This is a genomic window from Micromonospora sp. LOL_023 (assembly GCF_048060115.1).
Taxonomy (GTDB): Bacteria; Actinomycetota; Actinomycetes; order Mycobacteriales; family Micromonosporaceae; genus Micromonospora_E.
Map to the genome: position 1 here is coordinate 1 of NZ_JBHMIM010000090.1, position 16,857 is coordinate 16,857.

15 protein-coding genes are annotated in these 16,857 nt (G+C 68.2%); 7 read left to right on the plus strand and 8 right to left on the minus strand.

All coding sequences use genetic code 11. The features are described 5' to 3' along the window. The 3 genes from ACFHVL_RS29195 to ACFHVL_RS29205 all read right to left on the minus strand — a co-directional run. A partial coding sequence (locus tag ACFHVL_RS29195) for a glycosyl transferase family 28 (RefSeq protein WP_416631739.1) occupies positions 1 to 861 on the minus strand: 861 nt, incomplete at its 3' end. A gap of 6 nt (positions 862 to 867) precedes the next feature. After that, a complete protein-coding gene (locus ACFHVL_RS29200) occupies positions 868 to 2,196 on the minus strand; it encodes an activator-dependent family glycosyltransferase (RefSeq protein WP_416631741.1) in 1,329 nt (442 codons plus the stop codon). 150 nt (positions 2,197 to 2,346) lie between these two features. Next, the gene (locus tag ACFHVL_RS29205; protein ID WP_416631742.1) at positions 2,347 to 3,135 is read right to left on the minus strand and encodes a TetR/AcrR family transcriptional regulator; all 789 of its coding nucleotides are present in this window, start codon (positions 3,133 to 3,135) and stop codon (positions 2,347 to 2,349) included. A gap of 316 nt (positions 3,136 to 3,451) precedes the next feature. Between ACFHVL_RS29205 and ACFHVL_RS29210 the strand changes: the two genes are divergently transcribed. Continuing rightward, positions 3,452 to 4,417 (plus strand): ATP-binding cassette domain-containing protein, encoded by a 966-nt coding sequence (locus ACFHVL_RS29210; protein ID WP_416631743.1) that lies wholly within the window; start codon positions 3,452 to 3,454, stop codon positions 4,415 to 4,417. Continuing rightward, positions 4,414 to 5,226, plus strand: a complete 813-nt coding sequence (locus ACFHVL_RS29215; RefSeq protein ID WP_416631744.1) for an ABC transporter permease — start codon at positions 4,414 to 4,416, stop codon at positions 5,224 to 5,226. Before ACFHVL_RS29210 ends, ACFHVL_RS29215 begins: the two co-directional genes overlap by 4 nt. A gap of 153 nt (positions 5,227 to 5,379) precedes the next feature. Here the strand turns inward: ACFHVL_RS29215 and ACFHVL_RS29220 are convergent, their stop codons facing one another. The 5 genes from ACFHVL_RS29220 to ACFHVL_RS29240 are packed head-to-tail and all read right to left on the minus strand — an operon-like array spanning position 5,380 to position 11,548. Next, positions 5,380 to 6,576, minus strand: coding sequence for a class I SAM-dependent methyltransferase (locus ACFHVL_RS29220; RefSeq protein WP_416631745.1), 1,197 nt, complete (start codon positions 6,574 to 6,576; stop codon positions 5,380 to 5,382). 40 nt (positions 6,577 to 6,616) lie between these two features. After that, positions 6,617 to 8,071, minus strand: coding sequence for an NDP-hexose 2,3-dehydratase family protein (locus tag ACFHVL_RS29225; protein WP_416631746.1), 1,455 nt, complete (start codon positions 8,069 to 8,071; stop codon positions 6,617 to 6,619). 35 nt (positions 8,072 to 8,106) lie between these two features. Continuing rightward, on the minus strand, positions 8,107 to 9,216 hold the full coding sequence (locus ACFHVL_RS29230) for a DegT/DnrJ/EryC1/StrS family aminotransferase (RefSeq protein WP_416631747.1): 1,110 nt from the start codon (positions 9,214 to 9,216) through the stop codon (positions 8,107 to 8,109). Between the two features lie 30 nt (positions 9,217 to 9,246). After that, positions 9,247 to 10,569: a P450-derived glycosyltransferase activator gene (locus tag ACFHVL_RS29235; RefSeq protein WP_416631748.1), complete on the minus strand. Its 1,323-nt coding sequence runs from the start codon at positions 10,567 to 10,569 to the stop codon at positions 9,247 to 9,249. 4 nt (positions 10,570 to 10,573) lie between these two features. Then, entirely contained in the window at positions 10,574 to 11,548 is a 975-nt protein-coding gene (locus ACFHVL_RS29240) for an aldo/keto reductase (RefSeq protein ID WP_416631749.1), read from the minus strand. 274 nt (positions 11,549 to 11,822) lie between these two features. Between ACFHVL_RS29240 and ACFHVL_RS29245 the strand changes: the two genes are divergently transcribed. The 5 genes from ACFHVL_RS29245 to ACFHVL_RS29265 all read left to right on the plus strand — a co-directional run. Next, positions 11,823 to 13,028 (plus strand): FAD-dependent oxidoreductase, encoded by a 1,206-nt coding sequence (locus tag ACFHVL_RS29245; protein ID WP_416631750.1) that lies wholly within the window; start codon positions 11,823 to 11,825, stop codon positions 13,026 to 13,028. 43 nt (positions 13,029 to 13,071) lie between these two features. After that, positions 13,072 to 14,469 carry an activator-dependent family glycosyltransferase gene (locus ACFHVL_RS29250; protein WP_416631751.1) on the plus strand — a complete coding sequence of 466 codons (1,398 nt, stop codon included), beginning with the start codon at positions 13,072 to 13,074 and terminating at the stop codon, positions 14,467 to 14,469. Then, on the plus strand, positions 14,412 to 15,392 hold the full coding sequence (locus ACFHVL_RS29255) for an NAD-dependent epimerase/dehydratase family protein (protein ID WP_416631752.1): 981 nt from the start codon (positions 14,412 to 14,414) through the stop codon (positions 15,390 to 15,392). Before ACFHVL_RS29250 ends, ACFHVL_RS29255 begins: the two co-directional genes overlap by 58 nt. Positions 15,393 to 15,426: 34 nt before the next feature. Next, positions 15,427 to 16,695, plus strand: a complete 1,269-nt coding sequence (locus ACFHVL_RS29260; protein ID WP_416631753.1) for an activator-dependent family glycosyltransferase — start codon at positions 15,427 to 15,429, stop codon at positions 16,693 to 16,695. Further along, a partial coding sequence (locus tag ACFHVL_RS29265; protein ID WP_416631754.1) for a polyketide synthase docking domain-containing protein occupies positions 16,682 to 16,857 on the plus strand: 176 nt, incomplete at its 3' end. The genes ACFHVL_RS29260 and ACFHVL_RS29265, both read left to right, overlap by 14 nt.

A 16,857-nucleotide genomic window follows, 5' to 3' on the forward strand; every position in this document is an offset into this window, starting at 1 on the left:
GGCGACGAGTTCGATGTCGAGTTCGGCCAGTGCGGTGAGCAGGTCGGCCACGGAGACCAGGTCACCGCCGAACAGGTCCCGTCCCGACATGCCCAGGGACAGGCACACCCGTGGCCGCCGTGGCGAATCGTAGATCCACTGCGGAACGCTGGCCGCGCCGTTGAACGGCACGAACCGCACCGGCAGGACTGGCAGCCTGAGCGGTAGCTGCATCCACGTCGGGGTGGGGTCGATCGTGACCTGCCCGGTCATCAGCTCCAGCGCGTCCGATGGGCCGAGTTCGCAGCCGTAGCGGCCGAGTCTGCCGGTGAGCCAGTCGGTCACCGGGTCGTCGCGCCGGTCGGCGGGCTGCTCGTCGAGCAGCGCCCGGTAGTTGTCGTACATCTGGGTGATGTAGTCGATGCCGAACAGCATGCGGGCGTGTGCGGCGCCGCAGGCGCGGGCGGCGATCGCCCCGGCGAAGGTCAACGCGTCCCAGATCACCAGGTCTGGTTGCCAGCCGCGGGCGAACTCCACCAGGTCGTCCAGCGCTGTCTGGCCGGCGAAGAACTCGTACTCGACCGCGCACGCGACAGTCAGTGCGCCGAGGGCGTGTTCCCAGGTCAACTCCTCGCCCGCGGCGACGAGCATGCTGCCGCCGTGCGCGCGGAACGTCTGCCCACGGGGGCCGTGCGCCGACCGGCCCATGCCGAGCGGATCACCGACCGCCACAGCGGTCAGGCCGGCGCTGGTGATCGCCTCGACCAGGTCCGGCTGGCTGGCCACCCGGACCTCGTGCCCGGCGGCCTGCAACGCCCACGCCATGGGAACCACGTTGTACAGATGGGTCTTGACGGCGATGACGGTGACCAGGACGCGCATCGCGGTTCACCTGCTTCCGGCTGGCTGGGGATCGGCGGTGCGGTGCCGCGCCGCGAGCTGCTCCAGCTGCGGGACCAGCTCGTGCGGGCTCGGCGTGTCCAAAAGCTCGGCGCGGACCTGGGCGGCGTGGTCGGCGATCTGTGGATCGGTGAGCAGGCGGGTGAGCCGGTCACACAGCGCGGCCCGGGACAGCTCGTCGTGGTCCAGCAGGAAGCCAGCGCCGCGTTCCTGCAGGTGCTGGGCTAGCCGGGCGGCGTCCCACCACGGCGCTGGGATCACGATCCCGGGTACGCCGTGCGCCAGCACGTTGCCGGTGGTGCCGAACCCACCGTGGTGGATCACCGCCGAGCAGCTGGGCAGCAACTCGTTGAGAGGGACGAAGTCCACCACTCGGACGTTGTCTGGCAGGCGGTCCACCGAGGCGAGTTGTTCGGCGTTGAGTGTCGCTACCACCTCGATGTCAAAGTCAGCGAGCGCGTCCAGTAGATCGGACACGGTGGTGAGGTCGCCGTGGGAAAGATGATCGCCACCGAACAGTTCTCTGCCGGACACGCCAAGTGACAAACAGATGCGTGGGTGCGCCGGGGGAGTGAGTGCCCACTCGGGCACGCTGGTCGGACCGTTGAACGGCACGTAGCGCACGGGCAGGTACGTCAGGTCGAGGGGGAGCCGCATCCAGGCCGGGGTGGGGTCGATCGTCCACTGACCGGTCATCAGCTCCAGGTCCTGATGCTGCTCGTAGGGGCAGCCGTAGCGGGCCAGGCGTCCGGCCAGCCAGTCGGAGATCGGGTCGTCCCAGCACTCCCGTGGCTGGCGGTCGAGCATCGCGCGGTAGTCGGCGTACATCCGGAACACGTAGTCCTGCCCGAAGAGGATACGGGCGTGGGCGGCCCCGCTGACGTGGGCGGCGATCGCCCCGGCAAAGGTCAGCGCGTCCCAGACGACGAGATCCGGCCGCCATGCCCGGGAGAACTCGACCAGGTCGTCCGTCACGGCCTGGCCGGCCAGGTACTCGTACTCCATGGAACAGCCGATGGTGAATACGCCGAGGACGTAGTTCCAGGTGAGCTTGGCCGGGTCGAGCTCGCTGAGCCCGGTCAGGCGCTGCCACGGTGCGCCGCCGGAGCCGTCGTCCGTACCGTCCTGGAAGGCGGTGACCATGTCGAGTTCGCTGCCGACCGGGACCGCGGTGAGACCGGTAGTGGCGATGATCTCCACGAGGTCCGGTTGACTCGCGATTCGGACCTCGTGCCCGGCCGCTTGCAGCGACCAGGCCAACGGGACCATGTTGTAAAAATGTGGTTTGGCAGCGAACACCGTGAACAGTACGCGCATGAACTGCTCCGCAGCATGTCGAGTATTGTTCAGTGCGACGCTTCCGTTCGGATACCTGTCCGACGTCGACCTGAACAACCCTCATTGTTGGGTGCGCTCATCCCGTATCGGGAATTACGGACCGAGCCTAGCCGTGGAATGCGATTCTGGTTAACCCCTATCTGCCCCTAGCTGCGTGCGTCGGGTCACGTAGACATGGATGCCTTCCAGGAGTTGTCGGAGACCGAACTCGAGGTTGGGAATGACGTCGCTGTCCGCGCCGGTGGGTGCGGCCGGGGTGGCGAATGTGCCGGCGGCGAGCAGACGGGCGAGAGTCGGGAACCGCTCGGTGTCGACGACCGTCGCGAGGGCCTGTTCGTAGCCGAGTCCTCCGCCGGTGGGCTCGGCGCCGGCCGGGGCCATGTCGAGGGAGATCCGGGCCATGCCCTGGGTGGCGCCGCTGAGGAAGAGGCTGACCGAGACCATCTCGTCGTAGCCGAGTCCGCTGTCGGCGATCGCACCGAGCAGGCTCTCGAACCAGGCCAGCTGGTTGGGCCCGATCGGGTAGCTGACCCGGACCTGCAGCATCCACGGATGGCGCTGGTACCGCCCCCAGATGGCCTTGACCCAGGTCTCGACCTTCGCCTGCCAGCCGCCGGTCACCGCGTCGAGGTCCGGTGGATCGCCGGAGGCGACGTCGGTCATCGCGTCGACCAGGTGGGATTTGCTAGGTACGTAGCGGTACAGGGACATCGCGGTGAAGTCGAGCCGCTTGGCGACCTGCTGCATGGAGACCGCGTCGAGTCCCTCCTCGTCAGCCATCTCGATCGCGGTCAGCACGATCTTGTCGACACTCAGCGCGGGCTTGGGGCCGGGACCGGACCGGGGGGCCCGTGTGTCGCGCCAGAGGAACTCGAAGGAGGGGGCGGTCGCGCCGCCACTGTTCTGCCCGGATGCCATGCCCACCGCCTGCTCGTTGACGTCCTGTCGGAACCATGTATACCATAAACGCATCAGTTTGACCCCCATACTGTTAGCGTCGGCGCTGTCAGCATCGACTTGATCAGGTCCACGCTGCCGGTACCCGCTTCGGCGGGTGCGGTCGCGCTGGATTCGCTGTCCGGACGGCACCCGCTGTCGTCACGTTCACGTTCTCATGCCGGGCCCGGCCGGGCCCGGCACTGATCAACCCACCGGTGGAGCGCGTTCGTCGCGTGCTACCAGGCGTCACTCATTCCTGCCCAGCCGTGCCTGACCAAGCAACAACAGAAGGAGCTTGATGACCGAGTCAGGAATCCGGATACGTGATCTCCGGAAGAAGTTCCAGAAGGTCGAGGTCCTCAAGGGGGTCGACCTCGACGTACAGCGGGGCACCATGCTCGCGCTGCTCGGCCCGAACGGGGCGGGCAAGACCACCGTCGTCAAGGTCCTGAGTACACTCAGCCGGCCCACGAGCGGTGAAGTCCTCGTCAACGGCTACGACGTTGTCAAGCAGCGCAACGGCGTCCGCAGCTCCATCGGTCTGGTCAGCCAGTTCGTGTCACTGGACTGGATGCACACCGGGCGGGAGAACCTGATCATGATGGGGCGCCTGCACCGGCTGAGCCCGGCCAACGCGGCGCTGCGCGCCCAGCAGTTGCTGGAGCAGTTCGACCTGGTCGACGCTGCGGACAACCGGGTGAAGACCTACTCCGGCGGGATGAAGCGGCGGCTCGACCTGGCCGCGACTCTGATCGTCCCGCCGTCGGTTCTGTTCCTCGACGAGCCCACCACCGGCCTCGATCCACGCAGCCGGGCGACGATGTGGGAGGCGATCAAGCAACTGCTGGCCGCCGGCATCACCATCCTCCTTACCACCCAGTACCTTGAGGAGGCCGACCAGTTGGCGGACCGGATCGCGGTCATCGACGACGGGCGGATCATCGCCGAGGGCACCGCGGCCGAGCTCAAGCAGGGAGTCGGCAAGGAACGGGTGGAGCTCGTCCTGACGAGCGCCGGTGGCTACGCCCGAGCCGTCGAGCTGATCGACGGCGAAGGCATCCAGCGCGACGAGGTGACCCGGAGCATCAGCATCTTCATCGACGGTGCCGCGCACGTCAAGCGGTTGCTCGACCTGCTGGAGCAGCACGGTTTGGAGATCGACTCATTGTCGCTGACCAAGCCGACCCTCGACGATGTGTTCTTCGCTCTCACCCACCGCGAGGGCTCCACCACCACCGAGCACGCAGGAGCGACGCAGTGACGACCGTACCGGCCACTGAGACAGTGGTCCTGCCGGAGAAGCGATCCAAGCTGTACTGGGCGATCAGCGACACGCGCGTCCTGATCGGACGGCACGTGCACCACCTGACCCGCAGCCCGGACCAGATCTTCACCGCGATCATGCTGCCGGCGGTGATGCTGTTGATGTTCCGCTTCATGTTCGGCGGAGCCATCGACGTCGGCGCCACCACCTACATCAACTATCTGGTGCCGGGCATCCTCGTCATCGCCGTGACGATGATCTCCGTCTCCACGACGTTGGCCGTACAGTCCGACATGCAGGAAGGCGTTGTCGACCGGTTCCGGGCGATCGCGATGCTGGACTCGGCGGTACTGACCGGGCACATCGTGGCCGCTGTCATCCGAGGGATGATCGCCCTGGTGGTCATGGTCGGCCTCGGCCTGCTGGTCGGCTTCCGGCCGTCCGCGTCGGTCGTCGAGTGGTTGCTGGCGGCGGCCGTTCTGCTGCTGTTCGCCTTCTCACTGGCGTGGGTGTCGGCGGTACTGGGACTGGTCGCCAAGAGCGTCGACGGTGCCAGCGGACTCGGCCTCATCCTGATGTTCAGCCCGTACGCCAGCACGGCGTTCGTGCAGGCCGAGACGCTGCCGGACGGGCTGCGCGCATTTGTCGAACACCAGCCGGTGACGTTGGTCGTGGACACCGTACGCCAACTGCTGCTGGGCCGCCCGGTCGGGGACACCGGCTGGCAGGCCGTCCTCTGGTGGGTGGCCATCCTCTGCGTGGCGGCGCCCCTGGCCACCCGGATCTACCGCAAACGTTTCGCCTGACGGCTTTACCCCCACGGCGTCGCCCGCCGGCGTTTCCCCCGACGCTGGCGGGCGACGCCCCCTTGTCGCGCTGGCTCGATACCGGAGGGGCGGACGGTGCGGGGCCCGACCAGGTGAGGTCGGGCCGGTGTTCGACGCGTCGCGCGGTGGGCGCTAGACGATGTGTACCTGTGGTACGTACAGAATCCACCGGCCGCCGGCCTCGCGGAAGGCACGCTCCTTCGCCATGATCTCCTCGGCGTGGTTCCAGGCGAACAGCAGCGCGAAGTCCGGGTACGGGTCGGCGAAGGCCTCCACCGGACGGACCGGGATATGCGAGCCGGGGGTCAACCGGCCCTGCTTGGCAGGGGTGGTGTCACAGACGAATGGGATCAGTTCCGGCCCGATCCCGCAGTAGTTCGCCATCGTGGAGCTCTTCGCGGTGGCTCCGTACCCGACGATCCGCGCCCCGTCGGCGCGCAACTCGTGCAGTAGTGCGACCAGGTCGTCGCGGATACGTTGTACGCGGGCCGCGAACCGCTCCAGGGTGACCAACTCGGCAAGGCCGTGGGCCTGCTCCGTGCGCAGCGCGTCGGCGACAGCCGGCGACGGCTCCCGTCGGCCCGGCCGGGCGAGGGTGTACCGGATCTGACCGCCGTGCACCGGCAGCCGCTCGATGTCGACCAGCTCGAACCCGAACCGGTCGGCGAGCGCGCCGACCGCCCGGACGGTGAAGAAGAAGACGTGCTCGTCGTAGATCTGGTCGAAGCTGGTCCGCTCGATGATTTCGCCGAGGTACGGATCCTCGAAGACGAAGACCCCGTCCGGGGCGAGCAGCACGTCCAACCCTTCGAAGACGGGTTGCAGGTCGGTGACCCCGCAGATGGTGTTGGCCGCGTACACCACGTCGGCGGTTCCGTCCGCGTCGCGGATTCGGGTGGCGGCGTGCGCGTCGAAGAACGCTCGGTGCGCCCGCACACCGGTAGCTCCCGACGGCTCGACCGCGAGATGCCGAACGCCAGCGTCCCCGCAGGTTCGCAGCATCACACCGTCGTTGGCGCCGATCTCCACGACGAACGGGTCCGCGCCGGTCAGCTCCGTCTCCAGGAACCGGCGGGCAGTCTGTTCGAAGTGCTTGCACATCACCGACGAAGCCGCCGAATGGTACGGGTAGCCCTGGTGATGGGCGCGCTCCGGCGGTACCGCGTCGATGAGCTGCACCAGTGTGCATGATTCGCACATACCGACCGCCAGGCGGAAGAAGTACTCCTCGTCGAGCTCGCCCGTTCGGGGGAAGGCCGACGACAGCGGCTGCCGTTCGAAATCGAAGAACTCGCGGATGGGATGGCTGCAGACCCGACATCGTGACATACTGCACAGCTCTCCGTGATCGTGGTTGGGGGAACCCGGCTCATCCGCCGGACAGGCTGTGCAGGCAAGCGATCAGACTGCGTGCCTCGACGTTGACGTAGTGGCTGTGCTGTAGCAGGTCGACGAGCTGGTGCAGCGGCATCCACCGGAAGTTGGGTTCGTCGAACTGCGGGTCGGCCGGCACCTCCACCACCAGATAGCGGTTGCGGGCGTGGTAGAACCGGCCGCCCTCCTCGGACAGGGTGACGTCGTAGCGAACCTGCTCCGGGTGGGCGTCGAGCACGACGTCGAGGAACCGCGGCCGGGCCGTCACCGGAAGGTCCTGGTAGTTGCCGGGAGCGCACTGCACCGTTGGCGCCAGCTCGGCCACGTCCTTGTAGCCGGGCTGGACCATGGCTCTGACCAGAGCGTGCAGCACCCCGTCGATGCGGGCGACCAGGAACGCGGCGATCCCCTCCTCACACGGCCTGATCATCGGCTGGCTCCACTGGTCCACCTCCCGCCCCCTGGCCTGGACGTGCACCCCGATGACCTCGAAGAACCGTCCGCTCTCGTGGCTGATCAGACCCTTCTTGCGGGACCAGCCTGGCAGCCCGCCCAGCGGGACGTCGGTGGTCCACACCTCAGCCCTGGTCCGGACATCGGTCAGCCAGTTGAGGATCTCGCTCGTGGTGTGCCGGCCGCCATGTTCGACGCTGCAGGAGCGGACCAACGCCGCGCGGAAGTTGTCGGCCGTGTCGGGGAAGGCGGTCAGCAAACCGCTGCCGGAGAACGGCAGGCAAGCCAGCACCGTTCGGGCGTCCATGTTGATGACGTCGTCCACAGCAAGCAGTTCGTGGACCTGCCCCAGGGTCAGCCAGCAGAAGCCGGGCAGCAGCTCGACGTCCTCGGTCACCTCGATGACCATGTTGCGGTTGCGCTTGTGGTAGAACCAGGAACCCTGCTCGGACTGCCGTACGTCGGCCAGTATCTGGTGGCGGGCCGGTTCGCGGAAGTAGTCCAGGTACGGCACGGCCCGGCCCTGGTGGACGCCGGTGTAGTTGCTCCGGGTCGCCTGGACCGTGGGGGAGAGCTGTAGGCCGTTGCAGTTGCCCGGTTCCACCTTCGCCTGCATCAGGCAGTGCAGCACTCCGCCGAACTTCTTGACCAGGATGCCGAGGATGCCGACCTCCGGCTGGTGAATGATCGGTTGGCTCCACTGCGGCACAGGCCCGTCCGGCACCCGGATGTCAAGCCCGCGGATGGTGTAGAACTTGCCACTGCGGTGGGCGATATCGCCGCTGTCCGGATCGGTGTGCCAACCCTGCATCTCGTCCAGAGGTATCCGCTCGACGTCGGTGTAGGAGTGCTCACGCAGCGCCGAGAACCAGGTGAAGAAGCCTTCCAGTTGTCCGAACGGGCTGACACGGGAAAGCACCGACTCGGCGATCTGCGCGGGTGTCGCGGGGTTGTCCCGACCGCGTAGATCGACAGGATACGTCCGAGGGACGGTCATGGGCTGCTCCTCCAACCGGGGAACCAGGCCGCGGATCAGAGCGTGCGCAGAACCTCGCGCAGCGCGTCGATCACCTTGTCCTGGATGTCCAGGGACAGTGAGGCGTACATCGGCAGTGAGAAGATCTGGTGTGCCAGTTCCTCGGTGACCGGCAACGAGCCCGTCTGGTAGCCGAGGTGGGCGAAGCCGGTCATGGTGTGCACCGGCCATGGGTAGCTGATGTTGAGGTGGATGTCGTACGCCTTGAGCGCCTCGATGATCTGGTCGCGCCGGGGATGCCGGACCACGTACACGTAGTAGACGTGGTCGTTGCCCTGCGCCAGCGACGGCAGCACCAGGTCGGTGTCGGCAAGCCCTTCGGTGTACCGTCGGGCGACCGCCCGCCGTCGGGTGATGTAGTCGTCAAGGCGGCCCAGTTTGCGTCGCAGAATCTCGGCCTGCACCTCGTCGAGGCGACTGTTGTGGCCGGGAACCTCCACGACGTAGTAGCGCTCCCGCATGCCGTAGTACCGCAGCCGCCGCAGGTTGCTCATCACCTCGTCATCGGAGGTGATCGTGGCGCCGCCGTCGCCGTACGCGCCGAGCACCTTGGTCGGGTAGAAGGAGAACGCCGCCGCGTTGCCCATGCTGCCGGCGAGCCGGCCATGGTGCCGGGCACCGTGTGACTGCGCGCAGTCCTCGAGGATGGTCAACCCGTGCCGGGCTGCCAGAGCCTCCAGCGGCGCCATGTCGACGCACTGGCCGTACAGATGGACCGGCAGCAGACACTTGGTCCGCGCCGTGATGGCGGCGGCCACCTGATCGACGTCCATCAGGTAGTCCTCGCGACGGACGTCGACGAAGACCGGGGTGGCCCCGGTGCCATCGACGGCCACGACCGTGGGGGCGGCCGTGTTGGACACGGTGATCACCTCGTCGCCGGGACCGACGCCGAGCGCCTGCAACCCGAGCTTGAGGGCATTGGTGCCGTTGTCGACCCCGACGCAGTGCGCCGCTCCGTGATAGGCGGCGAACTCCGACTCGAAGCCGAGCACGCTCTTGCCGAGGACGAGTTTGCCCGATCGGAACACCTGGTCGACTGCGTCGAGGATGTCCTCGCGCTCGTCCTCGTACTCCGCCAGGTAGTCCCACACCAACGTGGACATAGGGCGCTCCACCCACCTTCGCTTGTCTGGTCAGACCTCAACCGGGCAGCGCGCGATGCCGCGCACGACCGGAGACCTCATACGACGCACGACCTCGCCCGCCGGGCGCAGCCCGGCAGCGTGGGTGGCGAGGGTGCGCAACGCCACCTCGGCGAGCAGCCGTGCGGGCGCCGCGACGAGTGCGCCGGTGGCGCCCACCGAAAGGGACAGGTGGCCCGCCGGCGACGGCCGGTCGACGGCGAACCGGTCGGGTTCGGTGAAGGCGCCGGGGTCGCGGTTGGCGCCATCGACCAGAACGACGACCTGGTCACCGGCCGGCACGGACTGCCCGGCGATCTCGACGGCCTCCGCCGCGATCCGGCTCTCGATCCGTACCGGTGGGTCGTAGCGCAACGTCTCCTCGATGACGGCGACGGCCCGGTCGGGGTCGTCACACAGCATCCGCCACTGCCCCGGATCGTCCAGCAGGGCGCACACCGCCGCGCCAATGAGGTTCGTCGTGATCTCCGCGCCCAAGACGGCGGTGATCAGTCCGGCCGCCAACGCGTCGTCGGGCCTACCGCCGGCGGTCAGTACGGTAGTGATCACGTCCCTGCCCGCAGTACCGTCCGGGACACCGCCGCCGGACCCGGCGCCGCTGCGGTCCGCCACCAGCTCGGCGAGCAAGCTCCGCAGCGCGTCGAACGACTCGACCAGCGTGCGGGTCATGCCCAGTGTCGGCGGGCACAGCACGGCGTCGAGCGCGAATCCGGCACCGGGCAGCGCGGTGGCGAACCGGTCCCGCTGCGCCTCGGGCACGCCGAGCAGATCGCTGAGAACGTCGGCGACCGCCACTCGGGCGAAGTCCTGCACCAGGTCGAACCGGTCGCCGGACCGCTTGACCGTGTCCCGGAAGACCCGGGACACGTCGTCGCGGCGCCGCTGTATGGCCTGCGGCCCGATCGCCGCGGCGGCGAGGGCGGCCAGCCGGTCCTGGTCGGCGCGTTCCGGGCCGCAGACGCCGTCGTCGACTGAGAGCACGTGCTTGAGGCTGGTGCGCGAGTCGATCGAGAAGATTCTCTTGCGGCGCCGGTCGGCCGACCGGTCGCGTAGCTTCAGCCGCCCGTCGGCCAAGATCGAGGTGCCGACGGTGTGGTCGACGGTAACCCAGACGTCTGTCTCGCTCTGCCGCAGCGCCGGGGCACCGCGTAGCGCCGGGAACAGCCGACGCGGGTCGATTCCCTGGGCGCGCAGAATCAGCGCGTACGGGTCGCCGCGGTTGCCGCGCATCCACTGGATGCCACGGGCGGCGAGCAGATGGCGGGCGAGATCGCTCTCGCTGACTTTTCGGGGGTCGATCTGGTGTCTGGTCACGGGGTCACCACGCCTGGGGGATCTGGCTGACCATCGGCGGGAAGATCCGGTCCAGCTGGGCGAGCAGGTCGTCGTCGAGCTCGATCTTCAGCGCGTGGATGGCCGCGTCGAGATGGGCCATCGTGCGTGGCCCGGTCACCACCGCGGTGACTCCGGGTCGGTGCAGTAACCACGCCTGGGCAAGCTCCGCCGGGTCGAATCCGGCCTGCGCACAGAGACTCTCGTACGCGGCGATGTCCGCCCGCCGCGTTTCGATCGCGACCATCGCCCGGCCCTGAGCCGTCTTGACCGCGGTCCCGTCGGCGAGCTTGCGCAGCCCGCCGCCGAGCAGCCCGCCGTGCAGCGGGGAACAGGCCAGCACCCCGATCTGGTACGCCTGGGCGGCTGGCACGATCTCCAGCTCGGGCTGCCGATTGACCAGGTTGTACAGGCACTGCTCGGACACCAGACCGAGGTTGTCCCGGGCCCGGGCACGTTCCTGCCCGGCCGCCAGGCTCCAGCCGGTGAAGTTCGACGAGCCGACGTAGCGGATCTTGCCTTGCTGGACGAGTAACTCCATCGCCTGCCACACCTCCTCCCAGGAGGCGTGGGGATCGGCGTGGTGCATCTGGTACACGTCGATCCAGTCGGTCTTCAGCCGCCGGAGCGAGTCATCGCAGGCAGTGATGATGTGGCGCATCGACAGGCCGCGGTCATTCGGCCAGTCGCTCATCGAGTTGCACACCTTGCTGCCGAGTACCACCTTCTCGCGCCGCCCGCCGCCCTTGGCGAACCAGTCACCGAGGATCTCCTCAGTCAGTCCTCGGTGTACCTGCCAGCCGTAGTGGTTCGCGGTGTCGAAGAAGTTGATTCCCTGACTGAGCGCTGCGTCCATGAGGGCGTACGCCTCGTCGACGCTGGTGCGGACACCGAAGTTGAGTGTGCCGAGGCACATCGGGCTCACCGACAACGCGGTCCGGCCGAGCCTTACGTAGTCCATCCCACACCTCTGTCGTCGGGCTTGCGCGAGCATCACCGTCGCCGAATCCGCCGGCACTGTCAGCGTGGACAGCAACCATCAAGGCGACATCTGTCTACGTCGCCGCACACCCCTACCGTCAACCCCTTACGGGTCGCTCCGGTGACCGGGGCGGCTAGGGGCTGTGCCGTCGTCGGGCGGTCGACACACTGGCGACGCAGCCCTTCTCGTCGAACTGATTCGCTGCACGGGACAGCGTCCTGGCTGTCCACCGAACCGCAGGACGGAGACCGTGATGACCACAGCACTGATCATCGGCGGCGGTGTGGCAGGACCGATCAGCGCAATCGCGCTGGCGAAGGCCGGTGTCAAACCGGTCGTGTACGAGGCGTACGACCGGACCGCCGACGGCATCGGGGCGAACCTCGTGCTCGCCGTCAACGGGTACCACGCGCTGCTCCAACTTGGAGTCGACCACCTCGCCGCCGGGTTCGACATTCCCATGTACCGATACCACCTGGGAAGCGGCCGCGTGCTGGCCGAGGTGCCCAACGGCAACCCGCTGCCCGACGGCACCGTGGCCCGGGCCATCACCCGGTCCGATCTGTACAACGCGCTGCGCGACGAGGCGATCGGCCGGGGCATCCAGATCGAGTTCGGCAGGCGATTGACCAACGCCAAGGTCACCGCCGACGGTGTCGTCGCGTACTTCTCCGACGGCAGTGAGGCCCGCGGCGACCTGCTGATCGGCGCGGACGGGGCGCACTCGGTGGTCCGTCGCCTGATCAACGGCGGTGACGTGCCGCTGCGATTCGGTGGCATGGTGACCACCAGCGGATACGCCCGGGGCGTCGACGTCCCCGGTCAGCCGGGCACCGAGTTCATGTACCTCGGCAAGCGCAGCTTCTTCTGCTACATCCACCACACCAACGGCGACATATGGTGGTACGCCGCGCCGACGTGGCCGGATGAACCCACCAAGGAGACGCTGTCGGCGATCGCCCCGCAGCAGTGGCGTACCCAGCTGCTTGACATGTTCGCCGACGACGACAGCGCCGCGATCGACATCATCAACGCCACCGACGAGATCACTCCGCCGCGGCCGATCTACGATCTGCCGACCGTGCCGACCTGGCGCAACGAGCGGATGGTGATCATCGGGGACGCCTGCCACGCAGTGTCGCCGTCCGGCGGGCAGGGCGTGTCGATGGCGATCGAGGACGCGGTCGAGCTCGGCCGCTGCTTGCGTGACGTGCCGAACATCGCCGACGCGTTCGCGCGCTACGAGCAGATCCGCCGGCCCCGGGTGGAGAAGGTCGTCGAGTTCGGTCGGGAGGCGAGCCGGTCCATCGCGGTCAACGGACGCGTCGGGCGGGTCTTCCGGGACCTGTTCCTGCCGATCGCGTTCAACCAGAAGGCCGCAGAGAAGGACCTGGAGCACATGAGCTGGCTGTACGGGCACCGGATCGACTGGGACGCCCCGGTCGGCGCCAGCAACTAGACCGACCACCGACGATCGACCACCGTACCGGTTGGGGACCTCGATGCGTGTGATGTTCGCGGTCTATGGGGCTAAGACGCACTTCTACAACATGGTGCCGCTGGCGTGGGCGTTGCGGGCGGCCGGCCACGAGGTGTGCGTCGCGACCCAGCCGGAGATCCTGGACGCCGTCGCCCGTACCGGACTGCCGGTGGCGGCCGTGGGCGACGAGACCGTCGAAGTCGAGCCGGCCGAGGCAGCCGCCCGCGGCGAGCACGTCACCAGCGCCGGTACCTGGCAGAGCATCAACGCGGGCATGACCGAGACTCGGGCCGACCAGCTCACCTGGGAGTACGTCCTCGGCGCCTTCACCGTCGGCTGCTCCCTGCACTACGAACACCTCACCGGTAACCGGTCGATGCTCGACGGGCTGGTCGACTTCGCCCGCCACTGGCAACCCGACCTGGTGATCTGGGACGCGCTCAGCTACGTCGGCCCGATCGCGGCCCAGGCGTGCGGTGCGGCGCACGCCCGGATGCTCTTCGGCCTGGACCACATCGGCCGGATGTACCTGCGCTACGTCGACCTGCTCGCCCAGCAGCCGCCGGAACGCCGGGACGACCTGGTCGGCGACTGGCTGGTCAGCCGGCTGTCCCGGTTTGGCCGCGAGCTGAAGCCGGGTACCGCCGGTGAGCTGATGACCGGCCAGTGGACGATCGATCCGACTCCGTCGTGGATGCGGTTCCCGGTCGACCTGCCCTATCTGCCGGTGCGCTACGTGCCGTACAACGGTCCGACCACGGCCCCGTCCTGGGTGTACGAGCCGCCACGACGGCCGCGGGTGTGCCTGACCCTCGGCGTGACCGCCCGGGAGAGCCTGGGCGGGGATCTGTTCGCCATCGAGGAGCTGATCGAGGCGGTCGCGAGCCTCGACGTCGAGCTGATCGCCACGCTGGACGCCGCCCAGCTGGAGTCGGTCGGCGCCCTGCCGGACAACGTGCGGGCGGTCGACTTCGTCCCGTTGAACGAGCTGCTGCCGACCTGCTCGGTCATCATCCATCACGGAGGATTCGGCACTCTCGGGAACGCCCTGGTGCACGGCGTACGGAATCTCATCGTGCCGGGCCGCTACTGGGACGAGATGGGGTTCGGTGAGCACCTGGAAGCCCAGGGTGCCGGCCTGTACGTGGACCCCTACCGGCTAGCCGGGGACGGGTTGAAAAGCAAGCTCTCGGTCGACGCGCTGCGTACCCGGGTCGACCGGCTACTCACCGACGCGACCTTCACCCGCAACGCCGGCCGGCTCCGCGACGACCTGCGGGCAACGCCCAGCCCGCACGACATCGTGCCCGAGCTGGAACGGCTGACCGCCCGGCACCGGCCGGATCGACGGAGAGGACTACCGTGGCAAGGAACTACTGGGCAGGCAAGAACGCCATCGTCACCGGTGGGCTCGGCCTGATCGGCTCGCACTTCGCGGAGGAGCTCGTCGCCGCAGGCGCAACGGTGACCCTGCCGTATCGGCGGGACAACCGGCGGGTGCTGCGTCAGCTGCCAGCTGATGTGCGACCGGTGCGCCTCGATCTGCACGACGAGACACAGCTCTCGGAGCTGATCGCCGGGCAGTCCGGGCCGGTCGACGCGATCGTCCACTGCGCGGTCGTGTCCGGGCCGATGGACGTGCGCCTGGACCGGCCCGCGCACATCCTCGACGCCAACATGCGTTCGGTGTCCAACGTGCTCAACTGTGCTCGTCGGTACACCGTCGCCGACGTCGTGCTGATCAGCTCCAGTGACATCTACCTGTCGCCGACGAGGGATCCGATCCCCGAGGAGGACGACTTCCGGCAGCGGATGAACTACTCCCGCGACGGCTACTACCTGTCCAAGAACTACGCCGAGATCCTGGCTGAGGCGTACCGGGCGGAGTACGGCATGAACGTCTTCCTGCCTCGGCTCACCAGCGTGTACGGCCCACGGGACAACTTCGAGCCGGACACCGACCGAGTGGTGCCCAGCATGTTCGCCAAGGTCCTCGCCGGCGAGGAGATCGAGATCTGGGGCGACGGTAGTCAGACCAGGACCTACATGTACGCCGCCGACCTGGTCCGGGCGATTCTCGGCATGGTCGAGGTCAACAAGTACCACATGATGAACGTCGGTACGACCGAAACGGTCTCGGTGCTCGAACTCGCCCGGACGATCTGCGCCGCGCTCGGCCGGCCGGAGCGGATTCGTACCGACCCGCGTCGATCCGGTGGCCGGCCCAGCCGGACCCTCGACGTCACGAAGCTCAACGAGATCATCGACTTCACTCCGAGGTCGCTGCGGGAAGGGCTGGACCAGACGGTCGACTGGTACCGCACCGTGTACGCGGCCGCCTGACCGTCCGCTCCATCGAACGCAACAGGAGAAGGCAATGCGTGTCCTGGTGAACACCCCCGCCGTCAATTCGCACCTGTACAACCTCGTGCCGACCGCCTGGGCGCTGCGCGCGGCGGGCCATGAGGTCTGCGTCGCCACTCAGCCCAACCTCGTCGAGGAAACCAAGCGGACCGGTTTGACTGCGGTGGCGGTGGGCGAGGAGTTGCCGACTGCCCGTGGCAACCTGGACACCTCGGACACCCCGTACGGGCTCGGCGTCGACATCACCGAGACCGACCCGGCCACGCTCACCCTGCCGTACGTGCGGGAGGTGTTCCGGGCGTACACCTCGGTGGTCGCTGAGTACATGGCGGGCGACTCGACGCTGTCCGACCTGGTGGATTTTGCCCGGGTCTGGCGGCCGGACCTGGTGTTGTGGGACGCCCATAACTACGCCGCGCCGGTCATGGCCCGGGCGGTGGGCCTGCCGCACGTACGCATCATCCCCGCACCCGATCACTGGGCCCGGATGCGGGCGATCTTCCTCGACCTGGTCCGCGACGACCCAGCGGCGGCCGCCGACGACCCGCTGGCCGACTACCTCGGCGGCAAGCTGGCCCGATACGGCCACGAGTTCGACGAGGAGATGGTGGTCGGCCAGGCCACTCTGGAGCCGATTCCCACCTGCCTGCGGGTGCATGCCGACGTCGACTACCGACCCGTGCGCCACGTTCCCTACAGCGGACCGAGTGTGATCCCCGCCTGGTTGCGCCGCAGGCCCAAGCGGCGGCGGGTGTGTCTCACGCTGGGCCAGACCCGCCGGGCGCTCGGCTCGGCCGAATCCGACGACAGCGGCGCCGTGGGTCTGCTCTCCGCGATCGCCGACCTCGATGTCGAGGTGATCGCCACCCTCAACGCCAGCCAGATCCCACCGGGAACGCCGATTCCGGACAACGTGCGGCTGTTCGACTATGTCCCGCTCAACGCGTTGCTGCCGACCTGCGCGGCGGTGGTGCATCTCGGAGGCATGGGTACGGTCAACGCCGCTGTGGTGCACGGCGTACCGCAGGTGGGAATGCCCGGCAACATCTGGGGCGAGGCCGGCATCATGCGTGAGATGGCGGCCCGGGGTGTGGCGCTGGTCGCCGAACCCGGCAACCTCGTGGCCCAGCTCGCCAGAGTGCTCGACGAACCGTCGTTCACCGACGCCGCCATGCAGTTGCGCAAGGAGATGCTCGCCACCCCCAGCCCGCGCGACATCGTGCCCGACGTCGAGGAGATCGCCGGGGTACGGGCGAAGGGAGACGGCCATGGCCGTCGATGAGCTGCGGGTGCTCGACTACTTGCGCCGCGCCACCGCCGAGCTCAGGGAGACGCGTCGGCGGCTGGACGCGGCCGAGCAGCGGGACCGGGAACCGATCGCGATCGTGGGGATGGCGTGCCGGTTTCCCGGTGGGGTGGTCTCGCCGGAGGGGTTGTGGGATCT

Bases quoted from the DNA above. Each gene is read 5' to 3' on its own strand.
- ACFHVL_RS29245 (WP_416631750.1), top strand. From the start codon at position 11,823: ATGACCACAGCACTGATCATCGGCGGCGGTGTGGCAGGACCGATCAGC.
- ACFHVL_RS29220 (WP_416631745.1), bottom strand. From the start codon at position 6,576: ATGTCACGATGTCGGGTCTGCAGCCATCCCATCCGCGAGTTCTTCGAT.
- ACFHVL_RS29225 (WP_416631746.1), bottom strand. From the start codon at position 8,071: ATGACCGTCCCTCGGACGTATCCTGTCGATCTACGCGGTCGGGACAAC.
- ACFHVL_RS29240 (WP_416631749.1), bottom strand. From the start codon at position 11,548: ATGGACTACGTAAGGCTCGGCCGGACCGCGTTGTCGGTGAGCCCGATG.
- ACFHVL_RS29260 (WP_416631753.1), top strand. From the start codon at position 15,427: ATGCGTGTCCTGGTGAACACCCCCGCCGTCAATTCGCACCTGTACAAC.
- ACFHVL_RS29200 (WP_416631741.1), bottom strand. From the start codon at position 2,196: ATGCGCGTACTGTTCACGGTGTTCGCTGCCAAACCACATTTTTACAAC.
- ACFHVL_RS29230 (WP_416631747.1), bottom strand. From the start codon at position 9,216: ATGTCCACGTTGGTGTGGGACTACCTGGCGGAGTACGAGGACGAGCGC.
- ACFHVL_RS29205 (WP_416631742.1), bottom strand. From the start codon at position 3,135: ATGGCATCCGGGCAGAACAGTGGCGGCGCGACCGCCCCCTCCTTCGAG.
- ACFHVL_RS29250 (WP_416631751.1), top strand. From the start codon at position 13,072: ATGCGTGTGATGTTCGCGGTCTATGGGGCTAAGACGCACTTCTACAAC.